General features: G+C 64.3%; 14 protein-coding genes. 9 read left to right on the plus strand and 5 right to left on the minus strand.

Annotated elements, in window-relative coordinates:
* The first annotated feature begins 19 nt into the window (after positions 1 to 19).
* The 5 genes from ACU4IU_RS18300 to ACU4IU_RS18320 all read left to right on the plus strand — a co-directional run bounded on the left by ACU4IU_RS18300 (position 20) and on the right by ACU4IU_RS18320 (position 5,833).
* On the plus strand, positions 20 to 1,042 hold the full coding sequence (locus ACU4IU_RS18300) for a helix-turn-helix transcriptional regulator (RefSeq protein WP_229663924.1): 1,023 nt from the start codon (positions 20 to 22) through the stop codon (positions 1,040 to 1,042).
* Entirely contained in the window at positions 1,026 to 1,913 is an 888-nt protein-coding gene (locus ACU4IU_RS18305) for a WYL domain-containing protein (RefSeq protein ID WP_446657536.1), read from the plus strand. Before ACU4IU_RS18300 ends, ACU4IU_RS18305 begins: the two co-directional genes overlap by 17 nt.
* Positions 1,914 to 1,999: 86 nt before the next feature.
* A complete protein-coding gene (gene tatA, locus ACU4IU_RS18310) occupies positions 2,000 to 2,281 on the plus strand; it encodes a Sec-independent protein translocase subunit TatA (protein WP_139467226.1) in 282 nt (93 codons plus the stop codon).
* A complete protein-coding gene (tatC, locus tag ACU4IU_RS18315) occupies positions 2,278 to 3,120 on the plus strand; it encodes a twin-arginine translocase subunit TatC (protein ID WP_446657537.1) in 843 nt (280 codons plus the stop codon). Before tatA ends, tatC begins: the two co-directional genes overlap by 4 nt.
* A complete protein-coding gene (locus ACU4IU_RS18320; protein WP_446657538.1) occupies positions 3,113 to 5,833 on the plus strand; it encodes a DEAD/DEAH box helicase in 2,721 nt (906 codons plus the stop codon). The genes tatC and ACU4IU_RS18320 overlap by 8 nt, the downstream gene beginning before the upstream one ends.
* A 54-nt stretch (positions 5,834 to 5,887) precedes the next feature.
* On the opposite strand, the gene secA2 is transcribed toward ACU4IU_RS18320, so the two are convergent.
* Positions 5,888 to 8,149, minus strand: coding sequence for an accessory Sec system translocase SecA2 (gene secA2 / locus ACU4IU_RS18325; RefSeq protein WP_446657539.1), 2,262 nt, complete (start codon positions 8,147 to 8,149; stop codon positions 5,888 to 5,890).
* A 42-nt stretch (positions 8,150 to 8,191) separates the two neighbouring features.
* On the minus strand, positions 8,192 to 9,895 hold the full coding sequence (locus ACU4IU_RS18330) for a 5'-3' exonuclease H3TH domain-containing protein (protein ID WP_434595310.1): 1,704 nt from the start codon (positions 9,893 to 9,895) through the stop codon (positions 8,192 to 8,194).
* Between the two features lie 76 nt (positions 9,896 to 9,971).
* Between ACU4IU_RS18330 and ACU4IU_RS18335 the strand changes: the two genes are divergently transcribed.
* Together ACU4IU_RS18335 and ACU4IU_RS18340 are read left to right on the plus strand one after the other, a co-directional pair.
* Positions 9,972 to 10,898 carry a metal-dependent hydrolase gene (locus tag ACU4IU_RS18335; protein WP_181270642.1) on the plus strand — a complete coding sequence of 309 codons (927 nt, stop codon included), beginning with the start codon at positions 9,972 to 9,974 and terminating at the stop codon, positions 10,896 to 10,898.
* 277 nt (positions 10,899 to 11,175) lie between these two features.
* Positions 11,176 to 11,934 carry a polyprenol monophosphomannose synthase gene (locus ACU4IU_RS18340; RefSeq protein ID WP_446657540.1) on the plus strand — a complete coding sequence of 253 codons (759 nt, stop codon included), beginning with the start codon at positions 11,176 to 11,178 and terminating at the stop codon, positions 11,932 to 11,934.
* 127 nt (positions 11,935 to 12,061) lie between these two features.
* On the opposite strand, the gene ACU4IU_RS18345 is transcribed toward ACU4IU_RS18340, so the two are convergent.
* Together ACU4IU_RS18345 and ACU4IU_RS18350 are read right to left on the minus strand one after the other, a co-directional pair.
* Positions 12,062 to 12,403 carry an RNA polymerase-binding protein RbpA gene (locus ACU4IU_RS18345; RefSeq protein WP_446657541.1) on the minus strand — a complete coding sequence of 114 codons (342 nt, stop codon included), beginning with the start codon at positions 12,401 to 12,403 and terminating at the stop codon, positions 12,062 to 12,064.
* A gap of 111 nt (positions 12,404 to 12,514) precedes the next feature.
* Entirely contained in the window at positions 12,515 to 13,279 is a 765-nt protein-coding gene (locus tag ACU4IU_RS18350; protein WP_139467221.1) for a glycerophosphodiester phosphodiesterase family protein, read from the minus strand.
* A 56-nt stretch (positions 13,280 to 13,335) separates the two neighbouring features.
* On the opposite strand from ACU4IU_RS18350, the gene ACU4IU_RS18355 reads away from it, so the two are divergent.
* Both ACU4IU_RS18355 and ACU4IU_RS18360 read left to right on the plus strand, forming a co-directional pair.
* Positions 13,336 to 13,659, plus strand: coding sequence for a hypothetical protein (locus ACU4IU_RS18355; RefSeq protein WP_181270499.1), 324 nt, complete (start codon positions 13,336 to 13,338; stop codon positions 13,657 to 13,659).
* Positions 13,660 to 13,920: 261 nt separating this feature from the next.
* Positions 13,921 to 14,757 (plus strand): septal ring lytic transglycosylase RlpA family protein, encoded by an 837-nt coding sequence (locus ACU4IU_RS18360; protein WP_181270498.1) that lies wholly within the window; start codon positions 13,921 to 13,923, stop codon positions 14,755 to 14,757.
* 29 nt (positions 14,758 to 14,786) lie between these two features.
* Here the strand turns inward: ACU4IU_RS18360 and ACU4IU_RS18365 are convergent, their stop codons facing one another.
* Complete coding sequence (locus tag ACU4IU_RS18365; protein WP_181270497.1) at positions 14,787 to 15,722, minus strand: helix-turn-helix transcriptional regulator; 936 nt, start codon at positions 15,720 to 15,722, stop codon at positions 14,787 to 14,789.
* Between the last annotated feature and the right edge of the window lie 40 nt (positions 15,723 to 15,762).

Raw genomic sequence — 15,762 nt, forward strand, 5'->3', positions numbered from 1 at the left:
CTTAGGTTACGGTGGAATCGTGAATACACCCCGCACCAGCAGACAGAGACAGCAGACCGAACGTCTGATGAATCTGCTGATCGCCCTGCGCGCTTCCCGCGGCTGGGTGTCGCGCAAGACGCTGATGAGCGCCATCGACGGCTATTCCGGACTCGACGAGGTCGCCTTCGATCGCAAATTCTCTCGCGACAAAGAGCTGCTGCGGCACATGGGCATCACCATCGCCACCCGGGCCGAACACGATGCCTATGGCGATGCGGGGGAGACGGGGTATCGGATCTCCACCGCCGACTATGCGATGGGCGACGTCGATCTCACCCCCGCCGAGGTGGCTGCCGTGACCGTGGCCGCCGCGTTCTGGGCGGAGACCGAACTCGGGGAGTCCTCGGCTCAGGCGCTGACGAAGCTGCGTGCTCTCGGCATCGACCTCGGCCAGTCCGCCGCCGGACCGGGAAGCGTCGACCCGGGCACCGCCGCGCACCGGCTGGCCAGCGCGAACTTCGCCACGGCCCTTCACCACATCAACGCCCGCGAAGCCGTCGGCTTCCGCTACCACAAACCCGGCCAGAGCGTGAGGAAAGTGCGTCTGGAACCCTATGCGCTGCTCAGCCGCGGTGACCGCGTCTACCTCTTCGGCTTCGATCTCGATCGCGAAGCTCGCCGCACCTTCCGGCTCTCCCGTGTTGAGGGAGGGATCGCGAAGCTCAGCGGCCGTGAACCCGGCGACTATGAGATTCCCGAGGACTTCTCCCCGCAGCTGGCGCTGCAGTCGAGTTCCGAGATGGCCGTCGTCGCCGAGGCGACGCTGCGCATCCGTGCGCACCGGGCCGATCCGCTGCGCCGTCGACAGATCCGCAGCGACGGAGACGACGTGATCATCGGGTATTCCGATGTCGAGGGCCTCGCCGCTGAGATCGTCGGCTTCGGGGACGCCGTCGACGTGGTCGATCCGCCCGACCTCGTGCGTGCCGTCGACCGCCGACGCGAAACGATTCGGGACTCGCTCAACCGCTTGGGAGGCACCAGTGTCCTCAGCGCGTGAACGCCTCACCCGGCTGCTCAGCCTCGTGCCCTACCTCGACGCGCATCCGGGAGCGGACCTCGAAGAGACCGCCGCCTATTTCGGCATCGACTCCGACACCCTCATCGACGATCTGCAGCTGCTCTTCGTCACAGGTCGACCCGGACATATGCCCGATGATCTCATCGACGCCTCCTGGGAAGGCGGGCAGATATTCATCTCCAACGCCGAAGAGGTCTCCGTTCCCGTGCGGCTCAGCGCCGAGGAAGCCGGCGTCCTCGTGCTCGCGCTCGATATGCTCTCTTCCCTGCCCGGACTCGATTCCGAAGCCGTGGCCACAGCAGCATCCAAACTGCGTGTGGCGGCAGGAGAGAACCTGCGCACCGCCGTCGACGTCAGCCCCATCGATGCCGACGAAGAGCTGCTGACCGCACTGCGACAGGCTGTCGAAGAAGGCACGGCGATGAGCATCGACTACTACGTCGGCTCCCGCGACGAACTCACGACCCGGACCATCGCCCCGACCCGGCTCGTACCTGGTGCTGACTGGTACGTCGATGCCTGGTGCTACTCGGCCGGAGCACCCCGCCGCTTCGCCCTGGGGCGCATCCGTTCCTGGGAACCGGCAGCGCATCCGCCGATGTCGGTCAGTGAGTCGACGACGAGCTCTTACGAAGTCACCCTCGGTCTCGCGGCCGCGGGAGCATGGCTGGCAGATGAACTCGACGTGACGAATCGCGAGTACCTCGACGGCGGTGACACGAGCGTACGCATCCGCCTGCTCGTGCATTCGGTGGATTGGCTCAGCCGGTTCCTGCTCTGCCATGCCGATGTCATCACCGAGATCGACGACACCGAAGCCGTTGCGGCCGCCCTGCGCAGGCTCGGCTGAGACGAAGACCGCGCCCGGATGTGGATGAAAGGCTCAGCCGCAGCGCGTAGAATCATCCACAGCATCAACAATCCAAGGAGCTCCCCATGAGACCAAGTTTCGTGCAGATCGCGATCGTGATCCTCATCATCGTGATCATCTTCGGCGCACCCAAACTGCCGCAGCTGGCCCGAAGCCTGGGACAGTCGATGAAGATCTTCAAGTCCGAAGTCAAGGACCTGCGCGACGACGACGAATCCGGCAAGACCACCGAGCCGGGAGCGCTCAACCAGAACTCCTCGACCGATTCCACCACGGCCACCGGTGAAACCACTGGTACCGAGGAGTCGCGGCGAGAGAAGCAGGACCCGCAGTCTCACGAGAAGTGAAAGAGAACAGCCAGCGGAAGCCATCTCGATCACGGAAGAGCAATCCTGAGAAGAAGATGCCCGTCGTCGGGCACCTCGTCGAGTTGCGCAATCGCGTCATCATCTCCGCCATCGCCATCGCCCTGGGTGCGGTGGCCGGCTGGTTCCTCTACGACCCTGTCCTCGACATCCTCCAAGAGCCGATCCGGACGATCCGTGACAACGGCGGACGGATGGCCGAGATCAACTTCGCCGGAGTCGCCTCTCCTTTCGACATGAAGATCAAACTCTCGTTCTTCATCGGTCTCTTCCTCTCCTGCCCCATCTGGCTCTATGAGGTCTGGGCCTTCATCGTCCCGGGACTGAAGCGCAAGGAGAAGCTGTACTCCCTCGGATTCCTCGGGGCAGCGATTCCGCTGTTCCTGGCCGGGTCGACCATGGCGTTCTTCGCTCTGCCCAATGCGGTGAAGGCATTGACCTCGTTCACCCCCGAGGGCGGCACGAACATCATCCCGGCACAGGACTACCTGAGCTTCGTGATGATCATCATCGTCGTCTTCGGACTCGCATTCGTCCTTCCCGTGCTCATGGTGGGACTCAACATGCTCGGAATCCTGTCGGCGGAGAGGATCAAGAAGTCGTGGCGCATCATCGTCATGCTCGTCTTCCTGTTCGCCGCGATCGCCACCCCGACTCCGGACGCCATGTCCATGTTCTTCCTCGTCATCCCCATGATGACTTTGTTCTGTCTGGCGTGGGTGATCTGTGTCTTCAATGATCGCCGACGTAAGAAGCGCCTCATCGCGCAGGGCCTGTGGGTCGACGAGGACGAACTGACCGACGAAGAGAAGAATGACTGACCCTACGCCGCTTTCGACCGACACTTCCGCCGAGGAACCGCTGAGCCCCTCGGCCGCCTACGCCGATTTCAAGGCGCGTGCGGAGTTCGCCCGCACTCCCTTGGGACAGTTCATGGAGCGCACCGAGTTCGCCCTCGATGACTTCCAGGTCGAAGCCTGCAGCCATCTGCAGGACGGTGAGGATGTGCTGGTCACCGCGCCGACCGGTGCCGGCAAGACGCTCATCGCGGAGTTCGCTGTGGAGTTGGCCCGGGGCGAGGGCAAACGGGTCTTCTACACGACCCCGATCAAGGCGCTGAGCAACCAGAAGTTCAATGACCTCGCAGAGGTCCACGGGGTGGAGAACGTCGGGCTTCTCACCGGCGACACGTCGATCCGCCGCGATGCGCCGATCATCGTGATGACCACCGAAGTGCTGCGCAACATGCTCTACAACGACGTGTCTGGTCTCTCGGACCTCGGATTCGTCGTCCTCGACGAAGTCCACTACCTCGCCGACCGGTTCCGCGGGCCGGTGTGGGAAGAGGTCATCATCCACCTGCCGGATCGTGTGCAGATGGTGTCTCTGTCGGCGACGGTGTCGAATGTGGAGGAGTTCGGGGCCTGGCTGCGTGAAGTCCGGGGACCGACGACGATCGTTTCGACGAGTCACCGGCCGGTGCCGCTGGTCAACCACGTCCTGGTCGGACACCGGATGTACGACCTGTTCACGCACAGCGATTCCGATCGCATCGATCCGGCACTCAATCACGCCACTCGCACACACGGGGGACCGCGGTCGAAGCGCGCACGTGCCACCCGTGCCCGGTTCCGCCGTCCCAGCCGCACTCAGGTGGTGGCATCTCTCGCCGAGGCGGCCATGCTTCCGGCGATCATGTTCATCTTCTCCCGCAATGGCTGCGATGAAGCCGTCGAACAGTATCTGAGCACGGGCACCGATCTGAACTCTCGAGAGGAGAAGACGATCGTCAATGCCGCTCTCGAGTCGCTGCGCGACGATCTCGCCGACGAAGACCTCGGCATCCTCGGCTATCACACCTTCCGTGAGGGTCTGCTGCTCGGAGTGGCCGCGCACCATGCGGGGATGATCCCGCAGTTCAAACAGCTCGTGGAGGAGCTGTTCTCGCAGGGAATCATCAAGGTCGTCTTCGCCACGGAGACGCTGGCGCTGGGCATCAACATGCCTGCACGCACGGTCGTGCTCGAAAAGCTCGTGAAGTTCAACGGCGAAGCACATGTGATGATCACCCCGGGGGAGTACACCCAGCTGACCGGACGAGCCGGTCGCCGCGGAATCGACCGCATCGGCCATTCGGTCGTGGTCTGGCACCCGACCATCGAGGTCAGCGAGCTGGCAGCCTTGGCCTCGAACCGCTCCTACGCACTGAATTCGGCGTTCGGACCGACCTACAACATGACGGCGAACCTGCTGTCGCGAATGAGTTCGGACGAGGCCGCCAAGGTGCTCGAAACCTCTTTCGCCCAGTTCCAGGCCGATAAGGCCGTCGTCGGCCTGGCACGGAAGGTGCGCAAGAACGAAGCGACGATCGAGGCGTATGAGAAGTCCATGCACTGCGACCTCGGTGATTTCTCCGAATATGCCGGACTCCGCCGGGCGATCTCGGACACCCAGAAGCAGGAGACCCGGACGAAGTCGCGGAACAGGCAGCGCGACATCGTCGAATCCCTCACTGCTCTCAAGATCGGCGATGTCGTCACGATGCCGGCGAAACGGGTCGGCGGTCGCGCAGTGATCATCTCTCCGATGAGCAACAAGGACGGAGTATCGCGGCTTCCCACCGTTCTCACCGAGCAGGGGAAGGTGTGGCATCTGCGACCCCATGAGGTGACCGAACCCGTCGCCTCCCAGGGGCGCGTCCGCGTGCCGAAGAAGTTCAACCACCGGCAGGCAGGCGACCGCAGGCAGCTGCTGTCCATCCTCGAAGCCGCCGTTGCCGACGGCAGGGTCGATGCGGAAGCCCACTGGGAATCGACCCGACAGCATCAGGGGGAGAGCACCACTGTCGCCGAACTTCAGGCACAGATGCGGGCACATCCCTGCCACGACTGCCCGGACCGGGAACTCCACGCTCGTTGGGCCAACCGTGCGGACAAGCTCATCCGGGAAAACGACTCGCTCATCGCCCGCATCGAAGGCCGCACCACCTCGATCGCTCTCGTGTTCGACCGGGTCCAGGATGTGCTGCGCGGGCTCGGGTTCGACCCCGAGCACTCGACGATGCTGCGTCGGATCTACGGCGAACGGGATCTCCTGGTGGCGCTGACGATCCGCGCCGGATTGTGGGACAGACTCAATGAGCCGGAACTCGCGGCCTTCGCCTCGATCTTCGTCTTCCAGTCGCGCAGGGACACCCTGACCGCGCATCGGGCACCGAGCGCCGACCTCAAGGCTGTCTGCGATGAATCGGAGACGATCTGGCGTCGGCTCTTCCACCTCGAAGAACAGCATGCTCTGACCACGACTGACGAACCGGACCGTGGGCTGATCCGACCGATGTACCGGTGGACAGAAGGCAAAACCCTGTCGGAATCACTGCGGGGCAGCGATATCGCCGCCGGTGACTTCGTCAGATGGGCCAAACAGAGCCTCGATCTGCTCGGTCAGGTCGCTGAGGTCATCGATGCGGAGACCGCAGTGCGCGTTCGGCGCACCATCGAATCCATTCGTCGCGGAGTCGTCGCCGACTCCTGAACGTCACCGCGTCTGCGCTCTCCGGCGGGGGAGCGCAGACGCAGCGTCATCGTCTCAGCGACGGACCTTCTTGACGATGTTCTCGATATCGGAGCCGAACGCGTTCTCCGTCGTCAGGTAGGTCCACGTCGACGACGGGCGTTTGAGTCCGTGCGACTCGAGGTCGATTCCCTCATCGGTGATCGTCGCTTCCTCGATCGTCGACTTCGAATCGTCGATGACATCGGACCAGAACGACGAGAAGACGCGGATCGACTCGGTGTTGAATGCCTCGTGCGGCTTCTCCCTGGCGAAGGTGCGCAGGTGGATGCCCTCACGCAGATCGTTGAGGAAGGCGAGGTGATCGACCCAACGCGCGTCGAGGTGGAAGAGCATGACCTCGCGCAGCACTGAGTCCAGCAGCTCCTCGGAGTGGTCCTGCACGATCTCATCGGCACGGTCGCCGAGCTCCTTGCGCAGCTGCTCGACGGGCTCGTCGCCCTTGCGGATCTCAGCTCGGCGTTCGAGGACGAGCTCGCGCTGTTTGGCCATGAGCTCATTGAAGCGCCAGGTGTCACGATGCAGTGCGGTGTTCTGTCCTTCGGCGATGCGCTGAGCGTGTTCGACGAGGCCGAGCGCGCGCTTGGATTCGATGAGGCCCGTCTCATCACCTTCGGAGACGAAGCGTTGGATCTCGGGAACCCTGGTGACCAGTTCGTCTTCGAGGCTGGTGAAGAACACGGACGTGCCGGGATCGCCCTGACGACCCGCGCGACCGCGCAGCTGGTCATCGAGTCGGGACGACGGATAGCGACCGGCACCGATGACGAGGAGGCCCCCGGCGTCAGCGACCTCGTCGTCGGCCAGACGGATGTCCGTTCCGCGTCCGGCCATCTGCGTCGACACCGTCACCGCACCGGGGGCACCGGCTTTCGCGATGATCTCCGCTTCCCGGGAATCGTCCTTGGCGTTGAGGACGGCGACGTCGATTCCGCGTTCGGTCAGCCGTTCGGCCAGCGACTCGCTCTCGGCCACCGAGGAGGTTCCGATGAGAACGGGACGGCTGCGGGCATGATGGTCGGCGACTTCTTCGACGATCGCTCGTTCCTTCGACTCCTGATAGGTGAACAGGCGGTCGGGTTCGTCCACGCGGACCACGGGCAGGTGCGTGTCGATGGGCACGATCTCCAGCCCATAGAATTCGCGCAGATCGTCCCCGACGGCCAGTGCGGTGCCGGTCATTCCGCAGACGGTCTGATATCCGTGGATGAGCTCTTCGACCGTCATCTGATCGAGGATCTCACCGCTGTCGGTGGCGTCGAGGCTCTCCTTGGCTTCGACCGCGGCTTGGAGTCCGTCCGGCCAGCGCTGGAGTTCGGCGACGCGGCCTCGGGACGAGGAGATGAGTTTGATCCGTCCATCCACGACGAGATAGTCGACGTCGCGTTTGACCAGCGCCCTAGCGTGGAGGGCCAGGTTGACGGCGGCGAGAGTCTCGGAGTCCTCTCCGAAGAGTTCGACGTCGAGTTCCTCCTCGACCCGGTCGACTCCGGCGTCGGTGAGTGAGACGGCATGCCTGTCGGCGCTGACCTCATAGTCGGTGTCCGGGCTGAGCTGGGACACGAGCGCTGCGATCGCGGCGTCGGTGTCCTGGACACTCGAAGAACCGGCGAGGACGAGCGGCACACGCGCCTCGTCGATGAGCACGGAGTCGGCCTCATCGACGATGACGACATCGCGTTCGGGAACCCGCTGATCGGCATCCTCGGTGAGGAACCGGTCACGGAGGACATCGAAGCCGACCTCGGTGACCGAGGCGTAGACGACCTCGGAGCGGTAGGCTTCACGGCGTTCGTCGTCGCCCTGCGCGCCGGAGATCGCGGCTGACTTCACCCCGAGGAGGTCGAACAGGGGCTTCATCCAGTTGCGGTCACGGACGGCGAGGTAGTCGTTGACGCTGACGACGTGCACGCGTCGCCCCTGCAGTGCGTAGCCGGCTGCGGCCAGCGCACCGACGAGAGTCTTGCCCTCACCGGTGGCCATCTGGACGATGCTGCCCTGCAGCAGCCCGACGAGTCCGCGAAGCTGTGTGTCATAGGCGCGTTCGTCCAGCACCCGCTCACCAGCTTCGCGCGCCAGAGCGCAGTAGCGGATGAGAGTCTGCTGCTGTGTGCCCGAGCCGAAGACCTCGCCGGCGGCCTCCGTGATTTCGGCATCGCTGAGCTCGGAGAATTCGCGCCCGGCCGCGTCCAGATCGTCGACGGCGCGCTCGAACCAACCTGTCGTCTTCTCCGCATGAGAGCCGGGTCGGTTGAGCAGGCGAGAAAAGAATCCCATTGTCGTCCTTCGTCGTTTGTACGTCGATGTCGAGTCTAGCGTTCAGGACATGGGCCACGAACCGTCGACGACGGCCTCGGCGTTGCCCTTCTTCCGCAGCCAGGCCTGCAGCCCTGCCGCCTGTGAGCGCTTCCAATCGGCTTGTGCGGCCATGATCTCATCGTTGCTCATCGCCCAGATTTCCGTCGACTTTTCGGCCAATGCTCGGGAAATGTCCAGAGCGGCCAGAGCGTCGGCGGCAGCATCATGGGCGTCGAGGAGTTCGACGCGGTAGGTCTTCGCCGTCTCGATGAGCGTCCGTTTGCCCTTGCGGTAGGGATCGATGTGCTTGTCGACGACGAAGGTGTCGACGATCGTCGGGATGATCGAGGGGAAATCGATGTCCGGGCGGTGGCGGGCCACCTCGGCGGCCATCACACTGAGGTCGTAGACGACGTTGTGTCCGACGACGACGGCGCCTTCTTCTCTCAGTGCGGCGAATTCTGCGCACAGCTCGCTGATGACCTGGGTGGCGGCGGCTCCGTTGGCCTGAGCGAATTCGGTGGTGATGCCGTGGACCGCCCGCGCCGATTCGGGGATCTCGATCCCCGGATCGGCCAGCCACGTGCGCACCTGATCCGCCGAGTCGACGAAGGCGGCGGTGACGATTCGGGCGGTGGCCGGTTCGACTCCGGTGGTCTCGAGGTCGAAGCCGACGAGCCGCGACTGAGCCCACGAACCGTCGGTCCCGTTCCGTACTGTTGACTCAGCTGACACGGCAGACTTGGATGGCAGGGACGCTGTCGCTGTGCTCCCAGGTGCCGCGGAGTGTGCGGAAGCCGCACCGGCGGTCCCCGACACGGATTCGAGAGCACTGGTGAGATTGTCGACGGAGCGGCGGATGTTCTGCCCTTCGGCCGCAGCTTCGACCCCGGCGCGGTCGAAGCTGTTCGGGACGCGGTCGAGGTCGATGCCGTGCTCGACGTCGGTCAGGCAGCGCATGACCTCCAGAGTCTTGTAGAGACTCTCCTCGACCTCGATGATCGTTGCGGCTCGCTTCGGACTGAGCCCGCCGGTCTTCACCCCGGCCTTGGCGGCCTTGACGATCGATTCGAGGGAGCCGAAGTTCTCCAGCAGCGTCGCGGCGGTCTTCTCCCCGATACCGGGTGCTCCGGGAAGCCCGTCGGACGGATCGCCGCGCAGAGCGGCGAGCTCGCGATAGCGGGCGCCGTCGGGCACTCCGTAGGCGGTCGGAAGGTCGGTCTGTGCCAGGGCTTCCCACTCGCCGCCTTTCCGGGGGCGCAGTACGCTGACTTCGGCGGACGAGTCGAGCAGAGCCAACAGATCGCGGTCGGGGGAGACGATGATCACAGGGGTTTTCGACTGGGCAGCCATCGTGGCGATGACGTCATCGGCTTCGGTCCCGGCCACCTCGGCGATGGGAATCCCCGCGGCTGTGAGGACGCGGTTCATGATCGGCAGCTGCACGGCCAGCTCAGGTGGGATCTCCGTGCCGGCTTCTTCGTCCTTGACGCGTGCCGCCTTGTACTCGGGCATGATCGCGGTGCGGAAGGCCGGACGCCAATCCGCGTCCATCGTCGCGATCACACGATCGGTGTCGAACCGGCGCACCATCTGCGCGACGGTGTCGAGCACCCCTCGAACGGCGTTGACCGGGTGACCGTCGGCATTGACGATCGAATCCGGCACCGAATAGAAGGCGCGGTAGTACAGGGCTGGAGTATCGAGCAGAACCAAGGGCTTCACATCAGGTGACGATACCCGACCCTCCTGACACAGGTGTAGCCGCAACGGCCGACGGTGTAGCCTGTCGGCTGTGACTATGTACTTTGGTGGAGATGTTTACAGCAGTGTCGATCCGTTTGCGACGGCGTTGGGATATGAGGACGGGAAGGTCTCGTTCATCGGTTCCGATGAAGCGGCCAAGGCTCTGGACCCGGAGGCGATCGACCTCGGTGAGGGCTTCCTCACCCCGGGATTCGTCCATGCCGGGCTGATCGTGGACGACTCGGCCCCGTCGGCAGCCGACCTGTACGCACAGGGTTTCACCCATGTGCACGCGATCGGCACCGCCGAGGCGGTCGCCCGGTTCGCCGCCGACACTCCTGAGGCACTGTCGATCGTCGACTACCCGCAGCTGGACTCCGGTTCCGTTGGGTCCCGTCGCGCCTCGATCACCGCCGCTGACCTGCTCGGACTCGAGGAGCTGCCGGCACTGAGCCTCTTCATCCTCGTCGCCTCGGACGCCCAGCTCACCGAGGTGCTCGAGACCCTGCGAGCCGATGCCGCTCATGCCCAACGCCACGGGTACCGTCTGCGCCTGGACTTCTCCGTTCCGGACGATCAGGTTCAAGCCCTCGGCCGCAGCGGAATCGCCATCACCCTCGACCCTGCTCGCCCGCAGCCCTTGGCTCAGCTGCTCGCCGCCGGAGCGCAGGTGTCCTTCAGCCATTCCCAGACCTCTCCCTGGGCAGGAGTGCGGGATGCCGTTGTCGGCGACGGAGGAATCGGCGCTCGTGCGGCCTTCAACGCTGCCACCCGCTTCGCCCACCGCGCGGCCGGTAATCCCGAAGGCGGAGTGCTCGCCCCCGGTGCCGATGCCGATTTCGTGCGCTGGAAGGTCGACCGGCTCGTCGTCCAGGTCGCCGACCCGCGCGTCGCAGCCTGGAGCACCGACCCGCGGTCGGGAACGCCTGGGCTGCCCGAACTGTCTCCCGATGTGGCGCTGCCCACCCGGGTGGAACTCTGATCTGAAACCGATGCTTCGGCCTGTCCAGCCGACACGCCGATGGACTGAAAGTTCCGGTTTTTCAACTAAGCCTCTGACCTGCAGTTTCAGCCATCAGCCCAGGTCACAGCGATTTTGCAAAGTCTCCGGCGGCCACTAGATTCGACGTGAACATTCCGCTTGACGTGGGATGGAGTCGGCACTCCCGTCAATAGATAACTCGCTGCTGCGGCAGCGTGGTCCGAAGGCGGGGGTGTCGACTCATTGTCTGGGGCGACTTCCGCGTATCGTGGAGTCCGTGCTTTCCAAGATTCTTGTCGTCATCCCCACTTTCAACGAACGTCTCGCCCTCCCCGTGACATTGGCCGGACTGTTCGAACAGCAGCCCGAAGTCGACGTCCTCATCGTCGACGACGGCTCTCCCGATGGAACCGGCGAGTGGGCCGATGAGCAGGCTGAGAAGGACCCCCGCATCAACGTCCTCCACCGCAGCGAGAAGTCAGGGCTCGGAATGGCCTATATCGCTGGATTCCAATGGGCATTGGAACGCGACTACGAGATCATCTGCGAGTTCGATGCTGACGGTTCTCACCGTTCCCTCGACCTGGGGCAGCTGCTCGACGCCGCGGGAGAAGGACGAGGGGACCTCATCATCGGCTCACGGTGGGTGCCCGGCGGCGAGATCGTCGATTGGCCGAAGTCGAGATACTTCCTCTCCCGCGGCGCGAACGTCTACGTCAACGCTGTCATGGGTCTGGGAGTCAAAGATGCGACCGCCGGTTTCCGCGCGTACAACCGCGCTGTGCTCGAGGCACTCGATCTCTCCGGTGTGCAGTCGCAGGGATACTGCTTCCAGATCGACATGACCTACCGCACCGTCGAAGCCGGCTTCCGCGTCGCCGAGGTGCCCATCGTCTTCGTCGAACGCGAGCTCGGTGAATCGAAGATGAGCGGCTCGATCATCTCCGAGGCGTTCACGAAGGTTGCGAGTTGGGGCCTGACCCGCCGCCGCAGTCAGCTGCGCCGCCTGCTGACCCGTTCCACCCCCACCACCTAAATTCCCCCTCTTACTACCTGACGGCGGCCCAGCAACCTCGCGCGAGGTTGCTGGACCGCCGTCAGGTAGCAATAAGGGGTGCAGGTCGGTTGACCTGCACCCCTTGTGTGCTCTTGTTGTGGTTATATCAGCTCTGGGCCGGAACCTCACCGCGACGGATTGCGAGGCGCTCGTCGAGGAGCACCTGGAGTTGGTCGAAGGATCGGCGTTCCAGGAGCATGTCCCAGTGGGAACGCACATGCTTGACGGGCTCGCCATCGGGTTCGTTGACTCCGACGCGGACGCCGATGCCGTGGATTCCCGAATCCCAGGTTGAGGGGACTTCGGCTTCGATGGAGAACGGCACCTTGAAGCGGGTTCCGTCTTCGCATTCGAATTCGACCATCTGGCGGGGTGCCGGCTCGACGCCCTCCTCGGTTTCGAGGCTGCGCGAGCCCAACTGTGTTCCGCGGAGACTGCGTTCGCTCATATCTAAGACCTTCCGACTCGACTGCACACCTTGGACGCAATGTAACAGTCTACCGTGCTCGGATATTCCTCGCCGACCGGGAGTGATCCATTCCTCGACCGGAATCTCGACTCAGCCGCGTCGGCTGGCCAGCACGTCGAGGCCGAGCTCGACATCATCGGTGACGATCCCGTCGACTCCGAGGTCGAGCAGCGACCGCATCGTCGCCTCGTCGTTGATCGTCCAGACGTGGACGAGCAGACCTGACCGGTGAGCCCGGTCGACGAAGTCGGCAGTCACCACAGGGACCCGTCTGAACGACACCGGAACCTGGAGGGCGTCGGCTCCGGGCGGGAGGGGAGCAACCCCGTGGTCGGGAATTCCCGGCAGTCGGCCGAGGGCGAAGAGGGCGGTCTCCGTCGTCCCCGTCGACGTCCGCACACCGGGCAGAGCTATGCGCAGCCGTCGGAGCGTTGCGGAATCGAAGGAAGCGAGGCGGATGCGGTCGGCGGCATGGAAATTGTGAACGAAGCGGATCATCGGGCCGATGCTGTGGGCGGCTTTGACATCGATGTTCCATCGCACGTCCGGCAGTGCTTCCACCAACGTCTCGAGGCGGGGGAGTCGACCGCCCGCGAGGAGTTCGACTCGGTCGAGCTCGGCTGCCGGCAGTTCCCGAATGGTGTGGTCCAGCCCGGCGATGCGATTGAGGTCGGCATCGTGTGCGGCGAAGAGGATTCCGTCGGCGGAGGCGTGGACGTCGGTCTCCATCCACTCGACTCCGGCCGACGCCGCAGCGGCGAAGGCCTCGAGGGTGTTTTCGCTCATCCCCGGCCAGAGGCCGCCTCGGTGCGCGATGATCTCTGGGTCCGCGATGACCTCCCGCTGGGAATTCATGGTCCAATCCTAACCAGGGTGTTGATTTCGCCGAGGCTGTGTTCAAGGATGGAGCCATGAGCTCACACCGCGAACCCATCGAACCCGACGACGTCATCGACGCGACCGCGAAGACCCCGACCGAACGCGCCCGCCGGGCCGCCGGACGCGCTTACAGCGTTGCGAGCAGCGGTGTGAAGAACGTGCGGGAGGCGGCCTCGACCTCCCGCCTCATCGAAGCCACCGAGAATGGGGTCAACCGTGCACTGGGAAGCGTTTCGCACGCGATCGATGATGCTGTGCGCAGCGGCAAGGTCGAACGCGCCTTCGACCGGGCGCAGGAGACCGTGACGACGGGAGCCGAAGGTGTCCGGAAGCTGGTGACACGCAAGTCCCGCTGACCGGGCAGACTCCACCGGCCTGGATCTGCGCAGCTCGCGCACCGCGTTCGAGAGGCGGCGGTTGACCAACTCTCACCGAAGCACTCAGTGAGCAGACTCTCATCCATGTGGCACACCATTTCGGTGTGCCACATTGCTTTTGTAACAGTTCCTTAACTAGAATCTGTGAAGATAACGATCAGATAACTTGGAGTTTCTCCTCGAGCGCACTGCTGCGAGAGGTCTTCCCATTACATCTCCGAGTTGCCGAGACACTCTCTGATGACGACGAGGAACACCACTGTGGGCAGACACTCAGCACCGAGCACCAAGAAGACCGGGTCGATCTTCTCAGCGCTGACGGCGAAGAAGAAGACCGGACGCCACGCACCGACCGACCGCCTGAACACCGCCGGGGGAGTGCTGGCAGCAGTCCGCACCCGTCCGGTGCTCTCCGCCTTCATCGTGCCGACCGCCGCAACGGCAGCCGTCGTCGCTTCGAGCCTTGCAATGGTGCCCAATGATTCTTCCACGGGCGGCCAGGTCGTGGCCGAAGCGCCGGCCGAAGCCCCCGCCGTCGCCGTCTCCGAACCGACCAAGGCCGCGGATGAATTTCTCGCTAAGGCGAAGAAGCAGGCCAAGGAGAAGCCCGCAGAAGTCACGATCGACACCCATATCGAGACACCGAGCCCCGAGCCGTCGAAGACCGCGGACAAGAAGGATGAGGGCTCGACCGGCGGCGGAGAATCCTCTGGCGACGAGGGTTCGTCCGGAGGGTCCGCGGATGAGAACGACGGACCTTCGAACTCCGGCAAGTCGGCCGGCGAATCCGGCAGCTGCCCCATGTCCTACTACGGCGGCGGTGACGGATTCGACGGGAAACAGACCGCAAACGGCGAGATCTTCGATACGAACAAGCTCACCGCGGCCCATAAGACCCTGCCGTTCGGCTCCAAGGTGAAGATCACGAACAGCGCGAACGGAAAGTCCGTGACGGTGCGGGTCAACGACCGAGGCCCCTACCACGGCAATCGGTGCTTCGACCTGTCCAAAGCCGCCATGGAGGCCGTCGGCGGCGTCGGCGCCGGGCAGATCAACGGCAAGTACGAAGTGCAGTGACCCGGGCGGTGAGCTGCTGACTGCTCACGTCACTCATTGAGCTCCGCCGCGGCCCATGCATGATCGTGCAGGTCGCGGCGGAGCTGTTTTGGCGAGAGGACTTCGACCCCGGGCACGGTGACGAGCTGGCTGACGGCCACCCCGGCGGGTTCCATGGGAAGGTCGATCTCGATAGTGTCGCGATCCGTCCGCCCCGAGTCGATGGCGTCCTCGGTGAGTCGGCCCGGAATCGCGCGCTTAAGGTCGTCGATCTGGGCCACGGGCAGCCGCAGTCTCACGAGTATCCGACGAATCGAAGCATCGAATTCAGCCTGCGCCCCCGTCCAGTAGTCCGCGAGGTCGAAAGAAGGCGGGGGAGTGCAGTCGAGGAATCGCAGCTCGGCCGAGCCGATCCGTGAGACTCGATACGTTCGGGGACTGCCTCCCGGCGGCTGCGCCGCGAGATACCAGCGACCAGCCTTGACGACGAGTCCCAGAGGCAGCAGTGTGCGCGATCGCAGATCGTTCCGTCCGCGATATGTGACCTGCAGTCCCCGCTGAGTGCGCAGTGCGGTGACGATGGTGTCGAGCTGCTCGGGATCCTCCTTGGCCATGAACCAATCCGGCCCGTCGACGAGGATGAGCTGCGAGAATGCCGATGACGATTCGGCGAGGACTTTCGCTCGGGCCGTGGCCAACGCGGACGAGAAGCCGAGATCGGCCGCGGCGGGGGAGCCGATGAGGAGGGAGTCGAGTTCGTCCCGGGTCAGACCCGCCACAGGCGAGACCCAGTCGCCGAGGAGGCTGATCCCGCCGCCGGGCCCCGCCTCGGTGATGACGGGCACGCCCATCCGCGACAGCTCACCGAGGTCACGGTAGATCGTCCGCTCGGTGACCTCGAGACGTTGCGCGAGATCGGATGCCGTGATCGGCCGAGAACGCGCACCGAGGATGACGATCTCCGAAACGAGGCGAGCAGCTTTCATAATTCCGAGAATAATGAAGGACACTGACACGAGATGTCAG

The organism is Brevibacterium sp. CSND-B09 (assembly GCF_052906525.1).

What these genes read in the sequence shown, in the direction of transcription:
- tatA (WP_139467226.1), top strand. Translation starts at nt 2,000, where the DNA reads ATGAGACCAAGTTTCGTGCAGATCGCGATCGTGATCCTCATCATCGTG.
- ACU4IU_RS18320 (WP_446657538.1), top strand. Translation starts at nt 3,113, where the DNA reads ATGACTGACCCTACGCCGCTTTCGACCGACACTTCCGCCGAGGAACCG.
- secA2 (WP_446657539.1), bottom strand. Translation starts at nt 8,149, where the DNA reads ATGGGATTCTTTTCTCGCCTGCTCAACCGACCCGGCTCTCATGCGGAG.
- ACU4IU_RS18335 (WP_181270642.1), top strand. Translation starts at nt 9,972, where the DNA reads ATGTACTTTGGTGGAGATGTTTACAGCAGTGTCGATCCGTTTGCGACG.
- ACU4IU_RS18345 (WP_446657541.1), bottom strand. Translation starts at nt 12,403, where the DNA reads ATGAGCGAACGCAGTCTCCGCGGAACACAGTTGGGCTCGCGCAGCCTC.
- ACU4IU_RS18350 (WP_139467221.1), bottom strand. Translation starts at nt 13,279, where the DNA reads ATGAATTCCCAGCGGGAGGTCATCGCGGACCCAGAGATCATCGCGCAC.
- ACU4IU_RS18355 (WP_181270499.1), top strand. Translation starts at nt 13,336, where the DNA reads ATGAGCTCACACCGCGAACCCATCGAACCCGACGACGTCATCGACGCG.
- ACU4IU_RS18360 (WP_181270498.1), top strand. Translation starts at nt 13,921, where the DNA reads ATGACGACGAGGAACACCACTGTGGGCAGACACTCAGCACCGAGCACC.
- ACU4IU_RS18365 (WP_181270497.1), bottom strand. Translation starts at nt 15,722, where the DNA reads ATGAAAGCTGCTCGCCTCGTTTCGGAGATCGTCATCCTCGGTGCGCGT.